Raw genomic sequence first — 17,448 nt, 5'->3', positions numbered from 1 at the left:
GTTTTTTTGCCAAATGCTTGACGTGAGCATGCCCCTCCGGCACATTCTCGCGAGTATGGCGATGCGTTGGTAACAGAAACAGGTACAGGAACAGGGGCGTGAGCCGAACAGGCGCACGTAAGGGTGACATGGAAGGTTTGTCGTCAAATTCCGTTTTCTTCGGCGCCGATCGCGCGGCCTCGGGAGCATCCCGTTGCCTGCCGCGGACCCGTGTCCGTGCCGTTCCCGGCAGCTCCCTTCTTGCGGCGCCTGTATCGCGTCGTTGCGTCGAATTCCGCCATCCAGCAGTGGGCCGCCTGCGCGCCGCCCGCTCTCTACACGTTTCCGCAATTCAGAGGCTCGCGTGAAAAGAACGCATATGTTTCGGCTGATCGCTACGTTGAGTGCCGTCGCGCTGTTGAGCGCCTGTGCAACCAGGCCCGCGCCCGACTTTCGCGGCAAATGGAAGCCGGTCAACCGTTTCTCCGAGTCGACCATGGAGATCCCGCTGTACTCGTCGTACGTGTACCAGGCGATTCCGATGGACGGCACGCTGAAGACGATGCTCGAGCGCTGGGCCAAGGATTCGAACATGCAGCTGTCCTACGGCATCCAGTCCGACTACACGCTGTATGCGCCGGTCGCCAAGATCAACACCACCAGCATCCAGCAGGCAGTCGCCGAGCTGAGCGTGGTCTATGCACAGGAAGGTCTGAGCGTGACCGCTGCGGGCAATCGCATCCTGGTGCAGCCGTCGTCGTCGGTGAGCGGTACGCCGCCGACCAGCGGCAGCGCGAAGTGACGTCACCGCCGGTGCGCACGTTGCGCGCCGGCAGCCATTTTATGAACCTGGTGAAGTCTGATGTTCGGTAAAAAGCAGGCCGAAAGCGAAAACGTCAACAAAGCGGTCGCCAAGGCGGTCAACTACGAGATCAGCATTGCGGATCTGGCGCGCCGCAGCGAGCGCCGCGCATGGTGGGTCGCCTTCGGCGCGATCATCATGTGTCTGCTGCTGGGCGGCGGGTATTACTACATGCTGCCGCTGAAGGAAAAGGTGCCGTATCTGGTGATGGCGGATGCGTACACCGGCAATTCCACGGTGTCCGTGTTGCGTGATGTTGGCGAGGTTCGCAGCGTCACCAATAGCGAGGCGTTGGCCAGGAGCAACGTGGCGCGTTTCATTACCGCCAGAGAATCCTACGATTCAGAGATGATGGGGCTCAACGATTGGAGCCTGGTGTTTTCGATGGCGCCACGCGATACCGGGGTAGGGGCGGAGTACTTCAGCCTTCACGCGCCCAGTAATCCCTCCGCGCCCTATTACATCTATGGCAAGACGCGGTCCATTCGTGTGAAGATCCTGAGCATCTCATTGCTCGGTGGCAACGGCAAGCCGTACACGGGTGCAAATGTGCGCTTCCAGCGCAGCATCTACGACAAGAGAACCGGTCAATCGACCTTTCTCGACAATAAGTTCGCCATTCTCGGTTTTCGTTACAACAATAACCTGGCCATGGACGAGGATCTGCGGACGCAGAATCCACTGGGTTTTCAAGTGACTGATTATCGTGTGGACAACGATTATTCGGCCATGCCGGTTCCGCCGTCGCCTGCCGTGCAGGCGCCTACGGGCGGAGCGGCGCAACAGCTGCCTGCCGGTCAGATGCCGGGCGCCGCCGGACAACTGCCGACGCAGCAAATGCCCGGTCAGCAGGTCGTGCCAGCAGGCGGCGCAATGCCCGCTCCGCAGCAGGCACCGGTGGCCAATCCGGGGAGCGCGCCCGTCTATCCGGGGACGCAGCCCGCTGCGGCCCCTGCTGCACCCAACGTTGCACCTCAGCACAATGGTAATGGAGCGAACGTTCGATGAGTTTCCTGACGAAAACCGGTTCGGCGCATATCGCGTTGCTGGCTCTGGGCCTGTTCGCGCCGATCGCGTCGGCCCAGGTGGTCCAGCAGTACGAGTACGAGCCTGACAAGATCTATCAGGTGCGTACCGGCCTGGGCATTACCACCCAGATCGAGCTGAGCCCGAACGAGAAGATCCTCGATTACAGCACCGGTTTCACCAGTGGCTGGGAACTCAGCCGTCGCGAGAACGTCTTCTATCTGAAGCCGAAGAACGTCGACGTCGACACCAACATGATGATCCGCACCGCGACCCATTCCTACATCCTGGAATTGAAGGTGGTGGCCACGGATTGGCAACGGCTGGAGCAGGCCAAGCAGGCCGGCGTGCAGTACAAGGTCACCTTCACCTATCCGAAGGACACCAGCTTTGCCGCGGCCAGCGACGAGGTGAAGGACGAGTCGCAGCTCGATACGCGGCTGACCAAGGACCGCCATTACTACTTCGACTACGACTATTCCACGCGCTCCAAGCAGATGTGGATCGTGCCGAGCAGCGTCTACGACGACGGCAAGTTCACCTATATCAAAATGGATCTGACGCGGTTCCCGACAGGCAATTTCCCGGCCGTGTTCGGCCGCGAGAAGGAAAGCGACGAGGATTTCCTGGTCAATACCACAGTCGAGGGCAACACCCTGATTGTCCACGGGACCTATCCCTTCCTGGTCATCCGCCACGGCAAGAATGTTGTCGGCTTGCGTAGGAACAAGCAAAAGTGAACTCGAATCTACCTCCGTCTGACGAAAACTACGGCCGCGATAACGGCCAGCCGCGCAATCCGCAAGCGGACGACGCGCCGCGCGAGAATCCCTATTTCGCTCGCCAGCAGCAGACTGCCGACCCGGATCTGGATGCCAACGAGCCGGTGCTGCGCTCCAGCGACCTGAAGAAGCTCAATCGCAAGGCGCTGGTGTTCCTGGCCGGTATCGCCGCGCTGCTGATCGTGGCGATCTTCTGGCTGGTGAGCGGCACCAGCAAGCCAGAAGCGGCACCGAAGCCGCGCCAGGAAGCGGTGGTAGCGCCTGCGCTGCCGCAGACCGCGGCGCCGCCGCCGGTGCAGCCGGCCGAGCCGGTGCCACTGGCGGAACAGCCGAGCCTGCCGCCGCTGCCGCCGATGCCTACCGACAATGACCCCTCGATGCAGCCGTCTCGGCAAGAGCGTGGGCCATCGTTGCTCGAGCGGCGTATGGCGGGTCTGCAGCAGGATTCCGGTGCCGGGCAGGGCATCGGTGGCATGCCGCAGGCGCAGGAGCAGGGTGGCGCACCGCAGGATCAGGTGACGTCGGCAAAGCCGATTGCCAATCCGGATGGGTTGCTGGTGCGTGGCACTTATATCCGCTGCGTGCTGGAGACCCGGATCATCACCGATTTCCCGGGCTTCACCTCCTGCATCATCACCGAGCCGGTGTACTCCATCAACGGCCGCCGCCTGTTGCTGCCTAAGGGATCGAAGATCCTCGGCCAGTATGGCGCCGCGGAGCCGAGCGGCCCGCGCATGCAGGTGGTCTGGGACCGCATCACCACGCCGACCGGCATCGATGTGACCCTGGTCGGACCGGGTGTGGACAACCTCGGCAGCGCCGGCCATCCGGGCCAGTACAGCGCGCATTGGGCCAGCCGCATTTCGTCCGCGCTGATGATCAGCATGCTCAGCGATGCCTTCAAGTGGGCGGCGGCCGAGCACGGTCCGAAGACCACCACCACCGGCCTCAATTCCGGCATCGTCACCGAGCAGCCGTTCGAGAGCAACACGGCGCAGTCCATCCAGCGTCTTGCCGACCAGGCACTGGATCGTCGCCGTCCCGCCACCGTGACCATCAACCAGGGCACCATCGTGAACGTCTACGTCGCCAAGGACGTCGACTTCACGGCCGTGTTGCCGCGTTGACCGAGATCGAGACAGCGACGTGACGTTCGACGACTCTCCGACCGCGCAGATCTCCACGGACTTCCTGGATTACCAGTATTCGGTGCTGGGCATCCTGGATTATCTGAACTCGCCGGAAGTGACGGAAATCTGCATCAACCGTCCCGGCGAGCTGTACCTGGAGACCCTGCGTGGCTGGCAGCGGATGGACATCCCGTCGCTGACCTTCGATCGCGCCAGGCAGTTCTGTACGGCGGTGGTCAACGAGAGCAATACCGGTCAGCGCATCACCGATGCCGATCCGGTGGTGTCGCTGACCTTTCCCACCGGGCAGCGCGCGCAGTTCGTGATCCCGCCGGCCTGCGATGCCGGCAAGGTGTCGATCACCATCCGTCTCCCGTCCAAGCACACCAAGACCCTGGAGCAGTACAAGGAAGACGGCTTCTTCCAGGAGATCCTGGAGGTGCAGTCGGGACTCAGCGAGCAGGACCTCGAGTTGCTCGAGTTGCGGCGGCAGCGCGATTACGCTGAATTCTTCAAGAAGGCGGTACTGTTCAAGAAGAACATCGTCGTCGCCGGCGCCACCGGCAGCGGCAAGACCACCTTCATGAAGTCGCTGGTGAATCACATCCCGCACGAAGAGCGGCTTGTGACGATCGAGGACGCGCGCGAACTCTTCATCAGCCAGCCCAATTCCGTGCATTTGCTCTACTCCAAAGGCGGACAAAGCACGAGCAACGTCACCGCCAAGAGCTGCATGGAAGCATGCCTGCGCATGAAGCCCGACCGCATCATCCTGGCGGAGCTGCGTGGCGACGAGTCGTTCTACTTCATCCGCAACTGCGCTTCCGGTCATCCCGGTTCCATCACCAGTTGCCATGCTGGCAGCATCGGCCAGACCTGGGACCAGCTGGCGTTGATGGTCAAGGCCTCGGCCGAAGGCTCGGGCCTGGAGTTCGCCGTCATCAAGCGGTTGCTGATGATGACCATCGACATCGTTGTCCACATCAAATCGCATGCGGGCCGGCGCTATATCACCGGTATCGATTTCGATCCAGAGCGCACGCATTCGGGTGGAGGGTGAATGTGTTCATTGAGGTGACAAGGCGAAAACCCGCCGATTGACTTTGAATTTTTCTTCCAACACGATTGATTTGCGACACTGCGGCGTCCCGGGCGATTGCCATGACGCCGATGCATAGGGAGTAACCACGGCATGTTGCCAGGCATGGAATTACTCAGCTGTCCCGAAATGGCGGTTCCGGCTGAAGTCATGCAGCACGTTGTGCGCGTCGAGTCGTCGCACAACCCGTTCGCGATCGGCGTGGTCGGCGGTCGCCTGGTGCGCCAGCCGCAGAACCTGTCCGAAGCGGTGGCCACGGCGAGGATGCTGGAAGAGAAGGGCTACAACTTTTCCCTCGGCCTGGGGCAGGTCAACCGCTACAATCTGATCAAGTACGGCCTGGATACCTACGAAAAGGCCTTCAAGACCTGTCCCAACCTGCAGGCCGCGTCGAAGATCCTGGCCGAATGCTACAGCCGCTCGGGCGGCAACTGGGGCAAGTCGTTCAGTTGCTACTACTCCGGCAACTTCGAGACCGGGTACCGCCACGGCTACGTGCAGAAGGTCTACGCGTCGATCAACCAGGGCAGGGCGCTCGCCGCATCCACCGCTGGTGCGATCCCGGTGATCCCGGCTGGAGGCGTGCGTCGTGCGGTCAACGATTCGGTGAAGGCCGCGGCGGTGCGCGAAGTCGATTCGATCGTGTCGCGGCGCATCGATTCGGCGGCCGATCGATTCGCCAACGGGCTCGCTGCGCAAGCTGAGCCCTCCCTGCGTCCCCAGGCAGCCCTGCCGGCGCAGCAACCGGCGGGTGTGGTGGGCGCTGCGGTTACTCCGATGCAGCCGGCTGCCGCGTCCGACCCCGATCTCTATGTGATACGACCGACAGGCGCCGGCAAAGGAGTGGCGGTTCCTGCAGGTGGCGGAGCGCCCCCCGCTTCGCACGTTCCCGCGTACGCGCCTCAGGCTGTGGCGGGAGCGGCCGTTCCTGGCACAAGTACGCCGCCGCCGACGTCTGGCGACGGAGCTTTCGTATTCTAGCCAGATGCAGTAAGCCGGCCATGCAAATGGCTTCTACCCCCCTGTTTCCCAGTCAAGGAGATACTCATGATGTTCAAGAAAGGTAAAGTGAATTCCAACGCCAAGATTGTCGGCCTGGCGGCCCTGAAGGCGGCATTGTTCACCGCAGCCGTGTTCGCTTCTGGCGTCGCGATGGCGGCGGGCAACACTTATGCAGGCACCGATACCAAGGTCTGCGGTTTCCTCAACAATACCAACGGCATCTTGAACATGGCGTCCGTCCTGGTGGTGACCATCGCGGTCATCTTTGCCGGCTACCAGATTGCGTTCGCACACAAGCGGGTGGCGGAAGTGGCGCCGGTGCTGCTTGGTGGTGTGCTGATCGGTGCAGCGGGACAGCTGGCGAAGATGCTGATCGGCAAGGATGCTGGGAATTGCGACGGCACCGCCGCGTCCGCGAGCATCCAGTTCATCCAGCACGTACTGCACTATGCATAAAAATGTACTTTTCCGGGGCTGCACCCGGCCTGCCATGTTTTTCGGGGTGCCCTATATCCCGTTCTTCATTGGCGCGGGCGGCGGCTTCCTGATGGGTATCTATTTCGACATGCGGTTGTTGCTGCTCATTCCGATCGTCGTCTTCGTCATGCAGCAGATGACCAAGCGGGACGAGATGATCTTCCGCATGCTCGGGTTGCGCTGGATGATGAGGATGCGCGTGCGCAATCTCCAGCGCTACTCCGGCATGTGGGTGTTCTCGCCGAATGAGTACAGGAAAGAGGTGCCGGGCGCCAAGCGCTAGCTTGGAGCCGGGTGTCGGGTCTAGACCCCATGCACGACACCTGTGTCGTGCATGGGGTTGTTCGGTTTTTCATGTCGACTCGCCGGCAGTGCTGGTGTGGGCGAGGTCGGCGGTTCCCGGGGCGTGAGCGCCGGGCCTTGGCAAGACGAAACGGATTCTGAGTTACCCAATTATGTTCATCCCAGATACGTCGATCAGCGAGTTCATCTCCATCTCCACGCATGTGGCGCCGTCCGTGCTGAAGACGACGGGAGGAGATTTCATGCTGGTCTGGCACTTGGGCGGGCTTCCTTTCGTGGGCCGCGAAGAGTGGGAGATCGAACACCGGCACAATACCTTCAACCGCATGCTGCAGACGTTGCGCGCCCCGGATTTCGCCAACGTGGCGTTCTGGGTGCACGATGTGCGCCGACGCCGCCGCATCAAGAACGGCAGCAAGTTCAAGCAGGCGTTCAACCAGGCCTTGTCTGATCAGTACTACGGGACATTGTCCTCGCAGAAGATCATGCAGAACGAGCTGTACATGACCATGATCTATCGCCCGGTGGTGACCGGCAAGCGGCTCATGGACAAGTCGTCGAGTATTCCCCAGCTGCAATCCGAGCAGGACCAGGCGATCGCCAAGGTGCTTGAGCTCGCCGGCAACGTCGAAGCCGTGCTGAAAGACTACTCGCCCTACCGGCTGAGCATGTACGAAGCCAGCAACGGCGTGGTGTTCTCCGAGGCGCTGGAGTTCTTCGGCTATCTGATCAACCGCATCGACGAGCCGGTGCCGGTGCTGCAGGCGCCGGTGCCCGCCTACCTGCCGGTCAGCAAGCACATGTTCGCCAACAAGACCGGCGACTTCGTGATCAAGACGCCGGAGGGCATCAATCATTTCGGCGCCATTCTGAACATCAAGGAATACACCGACGGCACCTATCCGGGCATCCTCAATGGTCTGAAGTATCTCGACTTCGAGTATGTGGTGACCCACTCCTTCAGCCCGATGGGCCGGCACGACGCGCTGAAGGTGCTCGATCGCACCAAGGGCATGATGGTGTCCTCGGGCGACAAGGCGGTCAGCCAGATCCATGAGCTCGACCTGGCGATGGATCAGCTGTCGTCGGGCAATTTCGTGTTGGGCGAGTATCACTTCACTATCGCCGTTTACGCCGAGACGCAGGAAAAGCTCGCGCAGCAGGTGGCGACGACGCGTGCCGAGCTGTCCAACGCCGGCTTCGTCTCGACCAAGGAGGATCTGGCGGTCGCCTCTTCGTTCTACGCGCAATTGCCAGGCAACTGGCGCTATCGCACGCGTCTGGCCAATGTCAGCTCGCTGAACTTTCTCGGCCTGTCGCCGCTGCATAACTTCGCCCAGGGCAAGCGTGACAACAACCCGTGGGGCGAATGCGTCACCACTTTGCAGACCACCAACGGTCAGCCGTATTACTTCAATTTCCACGCGACGCATCCGGCGGAAAACTCGCTCGGCGAGAAGGCGATCGCCAACACCATGGTGATCGGCAAGTCGGGTACCGGTAAGACCGCGTTGATCAATTTTCTGCTCAGCCAGGTGCAGAAGTTCGATCCGATCCCGACCATCTTTTTCTTCGACAAGGACCGCGGCGCCGAGATCTTCGTGCGCGCCTGCGGCGGCAACTACCTGGCGATGGAGAACGGCAAGCCTACCGGCTTCAATCCGTTCCAGTGCGAGCGCACCGAGGCGAACGTGCAGTTCCTGGCCGACCTGATCAAGGTCCTGGCCGGCAAGCTCGAGTACACCTCGCGCGAGGAGGAGGACATCTTCCGCGGCGTGGAAGGCATGCTCGATACGCCCATGCACCTGCGCAGCATGACCAACTTCCGCAAGAGCCTGCCCAACATGGGCGATGACGGCCTGTACGCGCGCATGCGCAAGTGGACCGCCGGTAACTCGCACGGCTGGGTGTTCGACAATCCGGTCGATACGATCGACCTCGAGAAGGCGAGCATCATCGGCTTCGACTACACCGACGTCATCGACAACCCGGAAGTGCGCGTTCCGGTCATCAACTACCTGCTGCATCGACTGGAGGCGCTGATCGATGGCCGGCCGCTGATCTACGTGATGGACGAGTTCTGGAAGATCCTCGATGGCAAGGGTGGCCTCAAGGAGTTCGCCAAGAACAAGCAGAAGACCATCCGTAAGCAGAACGGCCTGGGCATCTTCGCCACCCAGAGCCCGGAGGATGCGCTGGCCAGCGACATCTCCGCGGCGCTGGTGGAACAGACCGCAACCATGATCCTGCTGCCCAATCCCAATGCCAGCAAGGAAGACTACATGGACGGCCTCAAGCTCACCGAGGCCGAGTATCAGGTCGTGGTCAGCCTGGACGAGCGCTCGCGCTGTTTCCTGGTCAAGCAGGGTCACGGCTCGTCGGTGTGCCAGCTGAATCTGCGCGGCATGGACGACGCGTTGTCGGTGATCTCGGCCTCGACCGACAACATCGAAATCATGCACCAGGTACTCGAGCGCAAGGCAAAGGAGTACGGCGTCGCGCCGGACGATCTGACGCCCGAACAATGGTTGAACGAGTTCTACGCGAAGCGTAAGGGGTCCGGAAAATCAGGTCCCGCGAGGTCGATGTCTTCGGATAATCGCGGGGCGGCAGCGGTCACCTGACTGCTTCGTCCACATCACGCATGGCGGTTTTTCTACAAGATCTGTGTTGAGGTGTTTATGAACAAGATGATGAAAACCTTCACTCGTATGCGCATTATTGCTGCGGTTGCCTTGTTTGCACTGCTTCCGGCGACGGCGTTTGCGCAATGGGAAGTGATCGACAACAAGCAAATCGAGGAGAACGGGAAAAATACCGAGAAACTCCACGACAAGCTGGATGAGATCTATAAGTCTGGTCTTATCGGCAAAAGCACCGGGGAGAAGCCCAGCGGCGAAGAGGTCGACAAGCCGAAGGAGAAGCTCCAGAAGGTCGACGACAATTATGGTGTCTCGGCCTGCGCCAGCACGACATCCGGCACTTCTGTTTCCAGCGAGCAGCAAAAGACGTGTGAGCTCATTCAGCGCACTCGCAATTCGCAGTACAACTACATGGTTGCCATGTACGACATCACCGAGAAGCGCTTGCAGCGGCTACGGGATATCGAAAAAGAACGTCAGAGCATCAAACCCGAGCAAATCGGCCTGCTGGAAGACAACACCAATAAGCTGATCGCGCTCAAGACGCTGATGGACATCGATCGTCAGCAGACCGAATCGGCCATGTTCGCTTACGAGAAGCGGCTCGCGTTCCTGACTGAAGTGCAGTCCGCTGGGGCACGGGCTGCAATGACTGGCCAGACGCCGCCGTCGGCTACCGAAACGGGAGGCGGTGGCTTGTTCCCAGGTTGGAGCGGTCTTGGCGACATCGCGAGCAAGGCGATTGGCGGTGCGGTGGTGATCGGTGCGTTGGAGACGATTAAGTCGGACGGCAAGTTTCATAAGTTGAGTATCGACGATTAACTCGAGTGTATTCCGGTTCCTAAAAGGGGCGGTTTGTGACAACGATGCTTGGTGATGCGGGCGCCCGCGCGATGGAGTTTTCATGAATTTTTTAACGGATTTGGGTAATTATGTAGTATTTACCCGCATCAACGCATTCCTGCGCGACGAGATCGATTACTTCCAGTGGTCGCTGTTGCTGCGCATGTCCTGGTGGGTCTCCGTGACGGCGATGAGCGCGCTGACACTGTGGGTGCTCTACAAGGGCTACCGTGTGGCCACCGGCCAGTCGCGCGAGTTCGCGATGGATCTGGTGGTGACCTCGCTGCGTTCGTCGTTGATCGTGATTGCGGCAATGAGCATGGTGTCCGCGAGCAACCCCGAAGGTGACACGAATAGCCTCTATTGGCGGCTCACCGATGGGTTGAGCAGCGCTATCGTGAAAACAGTCACCGGCAGCTCGGACAGCCCCTATAAGGAAATCGACAGGAACTTGGCGCTCATGCAGGTGGGCATGACGGTCATCGACCAGATCAATACGGCCGGCGATCCGGAGCGCCAGAGCGAGAAGGATCGGGCGCGGATGTTCACCGGCATCGGCATGGCGGGCCCGGCGATCGTCGGTGGGTCGTTGCTCTTGTTGAACAAGTTGGCGATGGCGCTGTTCGTCGGTTTTGGGCCGTTGTTCATCCTGTGTCTGCTATTCGATGCCACGAAGTCCTTGTTCCAGAGGTGGCTCTTGTACGGGATTGGAACGGTGTTCTCGTTGTCTGTCCTGACATTTACTGTCGCCCTTGCGACAAAGGTGACGACGGCGGTGGCATCCGGCTTCATCGCGGCCTGGGCAGCGTCCAATGGCTCAGGCGAGGGCGTGACAAGTATGTCGTTGCAGCAGGGCGGAATCGGCTTGGTACTGAGCACATTGATCATCACGGCGCCCCCGATGGCGGCTTCGTTCTTCCAGGGGACTCTGGGCCAGTTCAGTGCCTATTCGGCGTTCGGGCAGCTTGGGCGAGATCCGGCTAGCGGTAGGCCCTATACGCCGCAGCCGCCTGTAAGCAGCGCCACACAGAACCAAGAGGTGGCTAGCAATAACACAGGTGGTACTTTTTTAGGCGCACAGACGTCTTCACCTAGTCAGCAACCGGGCTGGTTAGGCCAAGCAAATAAGCCTAACGCCTAGGATCTCCAACTAGGCTAATGGGAGGTCGTGATATGAATTTCAAGAAAATTGAGTTGCTTGCAGGTTTTTTTCTTCTTTTTAATTTCGGTGGCACTGCATTCGCTCAGACACGTTGTCCTGTAGGAGCGCAAGCAGGAAGCGCTCAATGTCTTCCTGACGATGAGGCTTCCGCACCCTCACGCCCTTCGGGTGAATGGATTAAGACATGGGGCGCCATTGCGACCTCGCCAAGTGGCAATGGTGGAGTTAGTTCGGGTCGCTTTTCAAAAGACGAAGCCCAGAGCGTTGCCTTGCAGAATTGTAAAAATGCTGGTGCGGAGAACTGCACTGTCGAGTTCGTGTATTACAATCAGTGTGTTGCTTTAGTTTATCCGCCTGGTGGCAATGGCGGCATATTTTACAGCGCAGCGACGGTTAAAGAGGCGGTTAGCTTGGCCAAATCAAAGTGCGAGGCATCCGCAAAAGCAGAATGTAAAGTTGCGATATCTGAATGCTCTAGGCCGGTATTTAAGAAATATTAATTATATGAATGTTGTTTGATGGTTTCTATTTGTGTCATTCGTTATCTGTGGTTAGTGTGAATATAGAATAATTTGAACGAGAGTGCGGCGTAGCAGGTGGAAGTAAAAAGGTAGAAGTTGATGCGCTGGATTGGCCTAAAGTCTAATGACTGTAAAGGTGTGCCGTAAACTTCATGTTTCAGAATGTGCGTGTGGCTGTTGTATCACTGGATAATGATGTGGCTAAGATGGTGCGGAACGAGTGGTGAAGTTTGAAAAAAGAAAAACCGGAAAGTTTGGATATGTGCAAGGAAAATGGTGGCCTGGAATGCTGCGTGGTTTGCAGTGGTTGTTCAGAGCCTCATTTTAGTAAATTATAATATTTTTGAAGTCTATTTTTATTTGGCAGTTTAGGGTGGTCGTACGATCAAGAGTGAAAATGCCGAAAACGAGATTTAATTGCAACCTGGGAGTGGTAGTGCCTACGGAAACAATGGTTGATTTATGAGTAAGGGCGTATTGAGATTCATCTCATTTTTGGCTTTTTCTGTTTCTTTGGCCACGTTTGCCCAGACCAGTTGCCCAGTGGGCGCTCAGGCTGGGAGTGCACAATGCCTTCCAGATGATGCGGGTGATGCGCCTCCGCGCCCAACTGGTGAATGGATTAAAACTTGGGGGGCACTGGTCAGCTCAAATACGGCGCAAGGAGCATGGACATCCAAAGGGAAATTCTCCAAGGATGATGCCATTAATGATGCTTTAGGTAGATGCCAAGCTACAGGCGCTCCCGATTGTCATATTGATTCGACTTATTTTAATCAATGTGTGGCGGTTGTCGGTTCGCCCGATAAGTTGGGACTATCAATTTCTAAGGCGAAGAACGAGTCTATAGCAAAAAGTGCTGCGTCTGCTGATTGTCAGCAAAGAGGCGGGCGGCAGTGTGAAGTGAAATTTTCTGACTGCACTGAGCCATTCTTCAGAAAGTTCTGATGTGTATTTTTGGCGGCAAGAAACTTTTTGGCTGTGCGTTAGACACTCCCAGCTTGGTAGGGTAACCGCAGATGGCGACTAGTTGGTGCTGGCGATCTAGGCCGCGATATGGTGGATGGGGTATGAGAAAAATCGTCGATTTTAAAATTGATGTTTTCATGCCTAATAGGATCGAAATGTGTGGTATTTCGATGTGTGGCCTTGTTGCATTTTTTGTTGGAGCTTTTCTTCCAACAGCTCTGTATGCCCAAACACGTTGTCCGGTTGGGGCGCAAGCGGGAAGCGCTCAGTGTCTTCCTGATGAAGAAAGCTCCTCATCTGCTCGTCCTACGGGGGAATGGATTAAAACATGGGGGGGCATTGCCAGCGCCCCTAATGGGGAGGGTGGCGTAAGTTCAGGGCAATTGTCCAAGGCGGATGCTGAAAATGTCGCTCTCCAAAACTGCAGAGCGACTGGTGCCGGTCAATGTAAGGTTAACTTCGTCTACTACAATCAATGTGTTGCTCTCGCATACCCAGTGGGCAGTGCGGGTGGCTTTTTCCGTACAGGGAAGACTATTGATGAGGCAGTGAAGCTGGCGGTTGTTGATTGTGAGAAAGAGATGGTCGGGCATCAATGCAAAATTAAGGTAAATGACTGTACAGATCCTGTTTTTAGAAAGTACTAGGGCTTTATTTCGGCATGATATTTTGCATGCCATGCGGATTTATTGAGTTCGGCCAGGTGGCTGGCATTCCACTGTCAACCCTTTTTTGCGTGTTCAGAAGCCTTAGTTTTCATGCTTCTAGACTTGATGTTAATAGATATTGATAGGTCAATTTCCGTTTGGCTCGGCAATGCACCGCAAGAGTGATGCCTCAAGAGGAGGGCGATTTTGCGTATCTTGTTGGCTTTTTTGCTTCTTGGATACGTATGCGTCGCGAATTCGCAAACGCGTTGTCCTGTGGGTGCTCAGGCTGGAAGTGCACAGTGCTTGCCTGATGATGAGATGTCTGCTCCTCCATCTAGGCCGACAGGGGGAGTGGATTAAAACTTGGGAAGCTATTGTCAATGCCGATAGCACGCAAGAGGCTTGGGTATCATCCAGAATGCTATCGAAAGAGCAGGCAGAAGATGACGCGCTGGATCAGTGTAGGGCCGCTGGTTACAAGGGTTGCACTGTAACCTTCACTTATCGAAATCAGTGCGTTGCCATCTCATCGCCAAGTGGCGGTACGATTCAGGGAGGAATTGCGGGTAGGGCGGATTTGGCAAAAGCGAAATCTTCGGCTGTGGGTATATGTAAGAAAAATGGTGGCTCTGGATGCTCTGTGATTTACAGTGAGTGTTCAGAACCTGTTTTTAAGAAGTTCTAGTTTTTTGGAGGGCTTTTTGCATCTGGTCAGTTAGATAATTGTACGATGGGTGTAGCGGCGCACAAGGCCAAGGGGAATTCTCCAAGGATGATGCCATCAGTGATGCTTTAGGTAGATGTCAAGCTGCCGGTGCTCCCGACTGTCATATTGATTCGACTTATTTAATCAATGCGTGGCGGTTGTCGGTTCTCTCGATAAGATAGGACTATCAATTTCCAAGGCGAAGAGCGAGCCTATAGCAAAAAGTGCTGCATCTGCTGATTGCCAGCAGAGGGGAGGGGGGGCAGTGTGAAGTGAAATTTTCCGACTGCACTGAGCCGTTCTTCAGGAATTTTTAATGTCTAGTTGTGATGGCAAGAAAATTTTTGACTGTGTGTTAGGCGCTTCCAGCTTATTAGAGTAATCAAGAGATGGCGACTAGGTGGTGCGGGCGATCTGGGTCGCGCAAATGTGTGGCCTGCTTTTAGTTTTTCGAATTTTCACTCGATCTTTTAGATGGCGTACGCAAAGGTATGACGGTGGCAGGAGTGCGATCGAGATGATCGATAAGAGTCGCGGCAATCCAGTTTCGGCAGGTTTGATGAGTTGCGTCATCGTTAAAGACGACGGGTATCGGGACAAAATTTTTTAAGGGAGCAAGTCCATGAAAAAGTTGCTGCTGGTGCTAATGTGTTCCACTACTTGGAGCGCGATGGCTCAATCGCCCCAGGAGCATCTTCGCTATCGGAACGACGACCCGTTCGTGTTCTGTACCGAGGGCCAGAAGGATCCGGGCAAGTGTTGGGTACCGCTGCCTCCCTATACGACGGGAGCGTACATGACGATGCCCTACTGTCAACCCGTCGATCCTTACGGAAAGCCTTGGACGCCGCAGGACTACGATTCGCTCGGGCAGTATCAGCGTGTCTGTCCGCTGGCGTTGAAGTCCGGTGGCTGGACGGGGAAGAAGCCTGCAAATATGTCGCCAACGGAACACTGAGCGAGGGCATACTTGCTGAGATGTTTTTGCTCGGCTGAACCGAATTGGCCGTCGGCGATCAGGGATGTCGACACGATCCTGGCGGCAAAACTGGCGATTGAGCCGGCGGCGGCGTAGTGCTGAATACGTATGCAAGCACCGCTGAAATTCCTGCATCAACGCTACTCTAGCGCAGCGTTTCGCGTGCCCGTCGCACGCGCGATCTCTGCCCGAAGGGGGGCGTTGCATGTCTCAGGCTCCATGGTGGCGCGGTGCCGTCATCTATCAGATCTATCCGCGTAGCTTCCTCGACGCCAATGGCGACGGTATCGGTGATTTGCCGGGCATCGTGCGCAAGTTAGACTACATTGCGGCCTTGGGCGTGGATGCGATCTGGATCTCGCCGTTCTTCAAGTCGCCGATGGCCGATTTTGGCTACGACATCGCTGACTACCGCGAGGTCGATCCGCTGTTCGGCAGCATGGCCGACTTCGATGCGCTGTTGGCCAAGGCGCACGCGCTGGGCCTGAAGGTGATGATCGACCAGGTGCTCAGCCATACCTCGGTGGAGCACGACTGGTTCAAGGAGAGCCGGCAGAGCCGCGACAATCCCAAGGCTGATTGGTACGTGTGGGCCGACGCCCGCGAGGATGGGACGCCGCCGAACAACTGGCTGTCGATCTTCGGCGGTGTGGCGTGGCAGTGGGAGCCCCGCCGTGGGCAGTACTACCTGCACAACTTCCTGGCCTCGCAGCCGGATCTGAACTTCCACAATCCGCAGGTGCAGCAGGCGACGCTGGACAATGTGGAGTTTTGGCTGGCGCGCGGCGTCGACGGTTTCCGACTGGATGCGATCAACTTCTGCTTCCACGATCCGCAGCTGCGCGACAACCCGCCCAAGCCGCCGGAAAAGCGGGTCGGCCGCGGCTTCAGCCCGGACAATCCGTATGCCTTCCAGTACCACTACTACAACAACACACAGGCGGAGAACCTGCCGTTTCTGCATAAGCTGCGCAGCCTGCTCGATCGCTATCCGGGCACGGTGAGCCTGGGCGAAATTTCGTCGGAGGATTCACTGGCGACCACGGCCGAGTACACCCGGGCCGGGCACCTGCACATGGGCTACAGCTTCGAACTGCTGACCGACGATTTCAGCGCCGCCTACATCCGCGAGACGGTCTCGCGCCTGGAAGCGGTGATGACCGAGGGCTGGCCGTGCTGGGCGATCTCCAATCACGACGTGCAGCGCGCGGTGACGCGCTGGGGGCAGGGCGCGGAGACGCCCGCCTTCGCGCGGCTGCTGATCGCGATGCTGTGTTCGCTCCGTGGTTCGGTATGTCTCTACCAGGGCGAAGAGCTGGGTCTGGGCGAGGCGGAGGTGCCGTTCGAGGCGCTGCAGGATCCCTATGGCATCGCGTTCTGGCCGAACTTCAAGGGCCGCGATGGATGCCGGACGCCGCTGCCGTGGGAGGCCGGCGAGCAGGCCGGTTTCAGCACTGGCACGCCCTGGCTACCGGTCGCGCCGGCGCACCGCGCGCAATCGGTGGCGGCGCAGGAGGCAGACCCGGATTCGGTCCTGCTTGCGATCCGCCAGTTCCTGGCCTGGCGCAAACGCCATCCTGCACTGCGCGAGGGCGACATCTTCTTCCACGAGACAGTCGAGCCGGTATTGATGTTCGAGCGTCGCCACGCCACGCAAACCTTGCTGCTGGCGTTCAACCTGTCGGCCGAGGCCGTCGACGTGGCCATGCCCGAGGGACGTTGGCAGGCGGTGCAGGTCCCGGGTGTGGTGCCTGGCGCCGTCGGTGAGCGCTTGCGCTTGCCTGGCTATGCGATGGTGTGCCTGCAGGGCGCGTGAGCGCGCAGGGCGACGGCTTTGCCGAGCCGCCGTTGATGCATCTGCGGCACAGCAAGCCTGCCGTTGGGTGAAGAGACAATCCGGCGACGCATTGCGCTGGATTGGTCAGCGTGCAGGTGGTGACGACGCCTGCGCCCAATTGAACAGCGCTCATCGGGCTTGCCCCCGTCCGTTGGTGGCGTCCGGTGTTCGCCATGAGATCGAGGCAGTTGGCCGGCTGCGGTCAAAGAGCCACTCCAGAGACTGAGTTGCTGGCCCGCGCGGTAAACCGTCTCGCCATGCCACGCTGCCCACGCTGGCGCTACTGCCACGAAGCTCCAAGGGAGGTGTGCCGCACTGTCGGTGATCGCCAGGAAATCGCCAAGCGCGCGTCGCCCCAGGCCAATGCGGTTCCCTCCAGCAGCGCCAGTGGCGCACCTGCCGCCTCTTGGCTGCAAGCCATGCATCGGCGCTGCTGTCCCTATTTTGATCGGCGGTCGTAGCGCCGCTTTTTTTCCGGC

Annotated in this window: 17 protein-coding genes; all 17 read left to right on the top strand. The window is 58.4% G+C overall.

Features of this window, described 5'->3' with window-relative positions; genetic code table 11:
* The first annotated feature begins 358 nt into the window (after positions 1 to 358).
* The 17 genes from AC1PLR_RS12840 to AC1PLR_RS12760 all read left to right on the top strand — a co-directional run bounded on the left by AC1PLR_RS12840 (position 359) and on the right by AC1PLR_RS12760 (position 16,948).
* Entirely contained in the window at positions 359 to 781 is a 423-nt protein-coding gene (locus AC1PLR_RS12840) for a hypothetical protein (RefSeq protein ID WP_481101238.1), read from the top strand.
* A gap of 60 nt (positions 782 to 841) precedes the next feature.
* Positions 842 to 1,849: a VirB8 family type IV secretion system protein gene (locus tag AC1PLR_RS12835; RefSeq protein WP_481101237.1), complete on the top strand. Its 1,008-nt coding sequence runs from the start codon at positions 842 to 844 to the stop codon at positions 1,847 to 1,849.
* Positions 1,846 to 2,607: a TrbG/VirB9 family P-type conjugative transfer protein gene (locus tag AC1PLR_RS12830; RefSeq protein WP_017907225.1), complete on the top strand. Its 762-nt coding sequence runs from the start codon at positions 1,846 to 1,848 to the stop codon at positions 2,605 to 2,607. The genes AC1PLR_RS12835 and AC1PLR_RS12830 overlap by 4 nt, the downstream gene beginning before the upstream one ends.
* On the top strand, positions 2,604 to 3,776 hold the full coding sequence (locus AC1PLR_RS12825) for a TrbI/VirB10 family protein (RefSeq protein ID WP_019799450.1): 1,173 nt from the start codon (positions 2,604 to 2,606) through the stop codon (positions 3,774 to 3,776). The genes AC1PLR_RS12830 and AC1PLR_RS12825 overlap by 4 nt, the downstream gene beginning before the upstream one ends.
* A gap of 19 nt (positions 3,777 to 3,795) precedes the next feature.
* On the top strand, positions 3,796 to 4,839 hold the full coding sequence (virB11, locus tag AC1PLR_RS12820; RefSeq protein WP_209031143.1) for a P-type DNA transfer ATPase VirB11: 1,044 nt from the start codon (positions 3,796 to 3,798) through the stop codon (positions 4,837 to 4,839).
* A 144-nt stretch (positions 4,840 to 4,983) separates the two neighbouring features.
* A complete protein-coding gene (locus tag AC1PLR_RS12815) occupies positions 4,984 to 5,859 on the top strand; it encodes a lytic transglycosylase domain-containing protein (RefSeq protein ID WP_481101236.1) in 876 nt (291 codons plus the stop codon).
* Positions 5,860 to 5,928: 69 nt separating this feature from the next.
* Positions 5,929 to 6,336, top strand: coding sequence for a TrbC/VirB2 family protein (locus AC1PLR_RS12810; protein ID WP_481103590.1), 408 nt, complete (start codon positions 5,929 to 5,931; stop codon positions 6,334 to 6,336).
* A complete protein-coding gene (locus AC1PLR_RS12805) occupies positions 6,329 to 6,640 on the top strand; it encodes a VirB3 family type IV secretion system protein (protein ID WP_160967317.1) in 312 nt (103 codons plus the stop codon). The genes AC1PLR_RS12810 and AC1PLR_RS12805 overlap by 8 nt, the downstream gene beginning before the upstream one ends.
* Positions 6,641 to 6,812: 172 nt before the next feature.
* Entirely contained in the window at positions 6,813 to 9,284 is a 2,472-nt protein-coding gene (locus AC1PLR_RS12800; protein WP_481101235.1) for a VirB4 family type IV secretion/conjugal transfer ATPase, read from the top strand.
* Positions 9,285 to 9,341: 57 nt separating this feature from the next.
* Positions 9,342 to 10,124, top strand: coding sequence for a hypothetical protein (locus tag AC1PLR_RS12795; RefSeq protein WP_481101234.1), 783 nt, complete (start codon positions 9,342 to 9,344; stop codon positions 10,122 to 10,124).
* A gap of 82 nt (positions 10,125 to 10,206) precedes the next feature.
* Positions 10,207 to 11,286: a TrbL/VirB6 family protein gene (locus tag AC1PLR_RS12790; protein ID WP_481101233.1), complete on the top strand. Its 1,080-nt coding sequence runs from the start codon at positions 10,207 to 10,209 to the stop codon at positions 11,284 to 11,286.
* A 32-nt stretch (positions 11,287 to 11,318) separates the two neighbouring features.
* Entirely contained in the window at positions 11,319 to 11,807 is a 489-nt protein-coding gene (locus AC1PLR_RS12785; protein WP_481101232.1) for a DUF4189 domain-containing protein, read from the top strand.
* A 483-nt stretch (positions 11,808 to 12,290) separates the two neighbouring features.
* Positions 12,291 to 12,776: a DUF4189 domain-containing protein gene (locus AC1PLR_RS12780; protein WP_481101231.1), complete on the top strand. Its 486-nt coding sequence runs from the start codon at positions 12,291 to 12,293 to the stop codon at positions 12,774 to 12,776.
* A gap of 122 nt (positions 12,777 to 12,898) precedes the next feature.
* Positions 12,899 to 13,444 carry a DUF4189 domain-containing protein gene (locus AC1PLR_RS12775; RefSeq protein ID WP_481101230.1) on the top strand — a complete coding sequence of 182 codons (546 nt, stop codon included), beginning with the start codon at positions 12,899 to 12,901 and terminating at the stop codon, positions 13,442 to 13,444.
* 169 nt (positions 13,445 to 13,613) lie between these two features.
* The gene (locus AC1PLR_RS12770; RefSeq protein WP_481101229.1) at positions 13,614 to 14,132 is read left to right on the top strand and encodes a DUF4189 domain-containing protein; all 519 of its coding nucleotides are present in this window, start codon (positions 13,614 to 13,616) and stop codon (positions 14,130 to 14,132) included.
* A gap of 643 nt (positions 14,133 to 14,775) precedes the next feature.
* Positions 14,776 to 15,111, top strand: coding sequence for a hypothetical protein (locus tag AC1PLR_RS12765; protein ID WP_481101228.1), 336 nt, complete (start codon positions 14,776 to 14,778; stop codon positions 15,109 to 15,111).
* Positions 15,112 to 15,337: 226 nt separating this feature from the next.
* The gene (locus AC1PLR_RS12760) at positions 15,338 to 16,948 is read left to right on the top strand and encodes an alpha-glucosidase (RefSeq protein WP_481101227.1); all 1,611 of its coding nucleotides are present in this window, start codon (positions 15,338 to 15,340) and stop codon (positions 16,946 to 16,948) included.
* Positions 16,949 to 17,448 lie beyond the last annotated feature (500 nt).

Source organism: Xanthomonas sp. NCPPB 3570, assembly GCF_056725115.1.
Note: the sequence above shows the minus strand (reverse complement) of the source record. Positions and strands in the feature narration are given on the sequence as shown.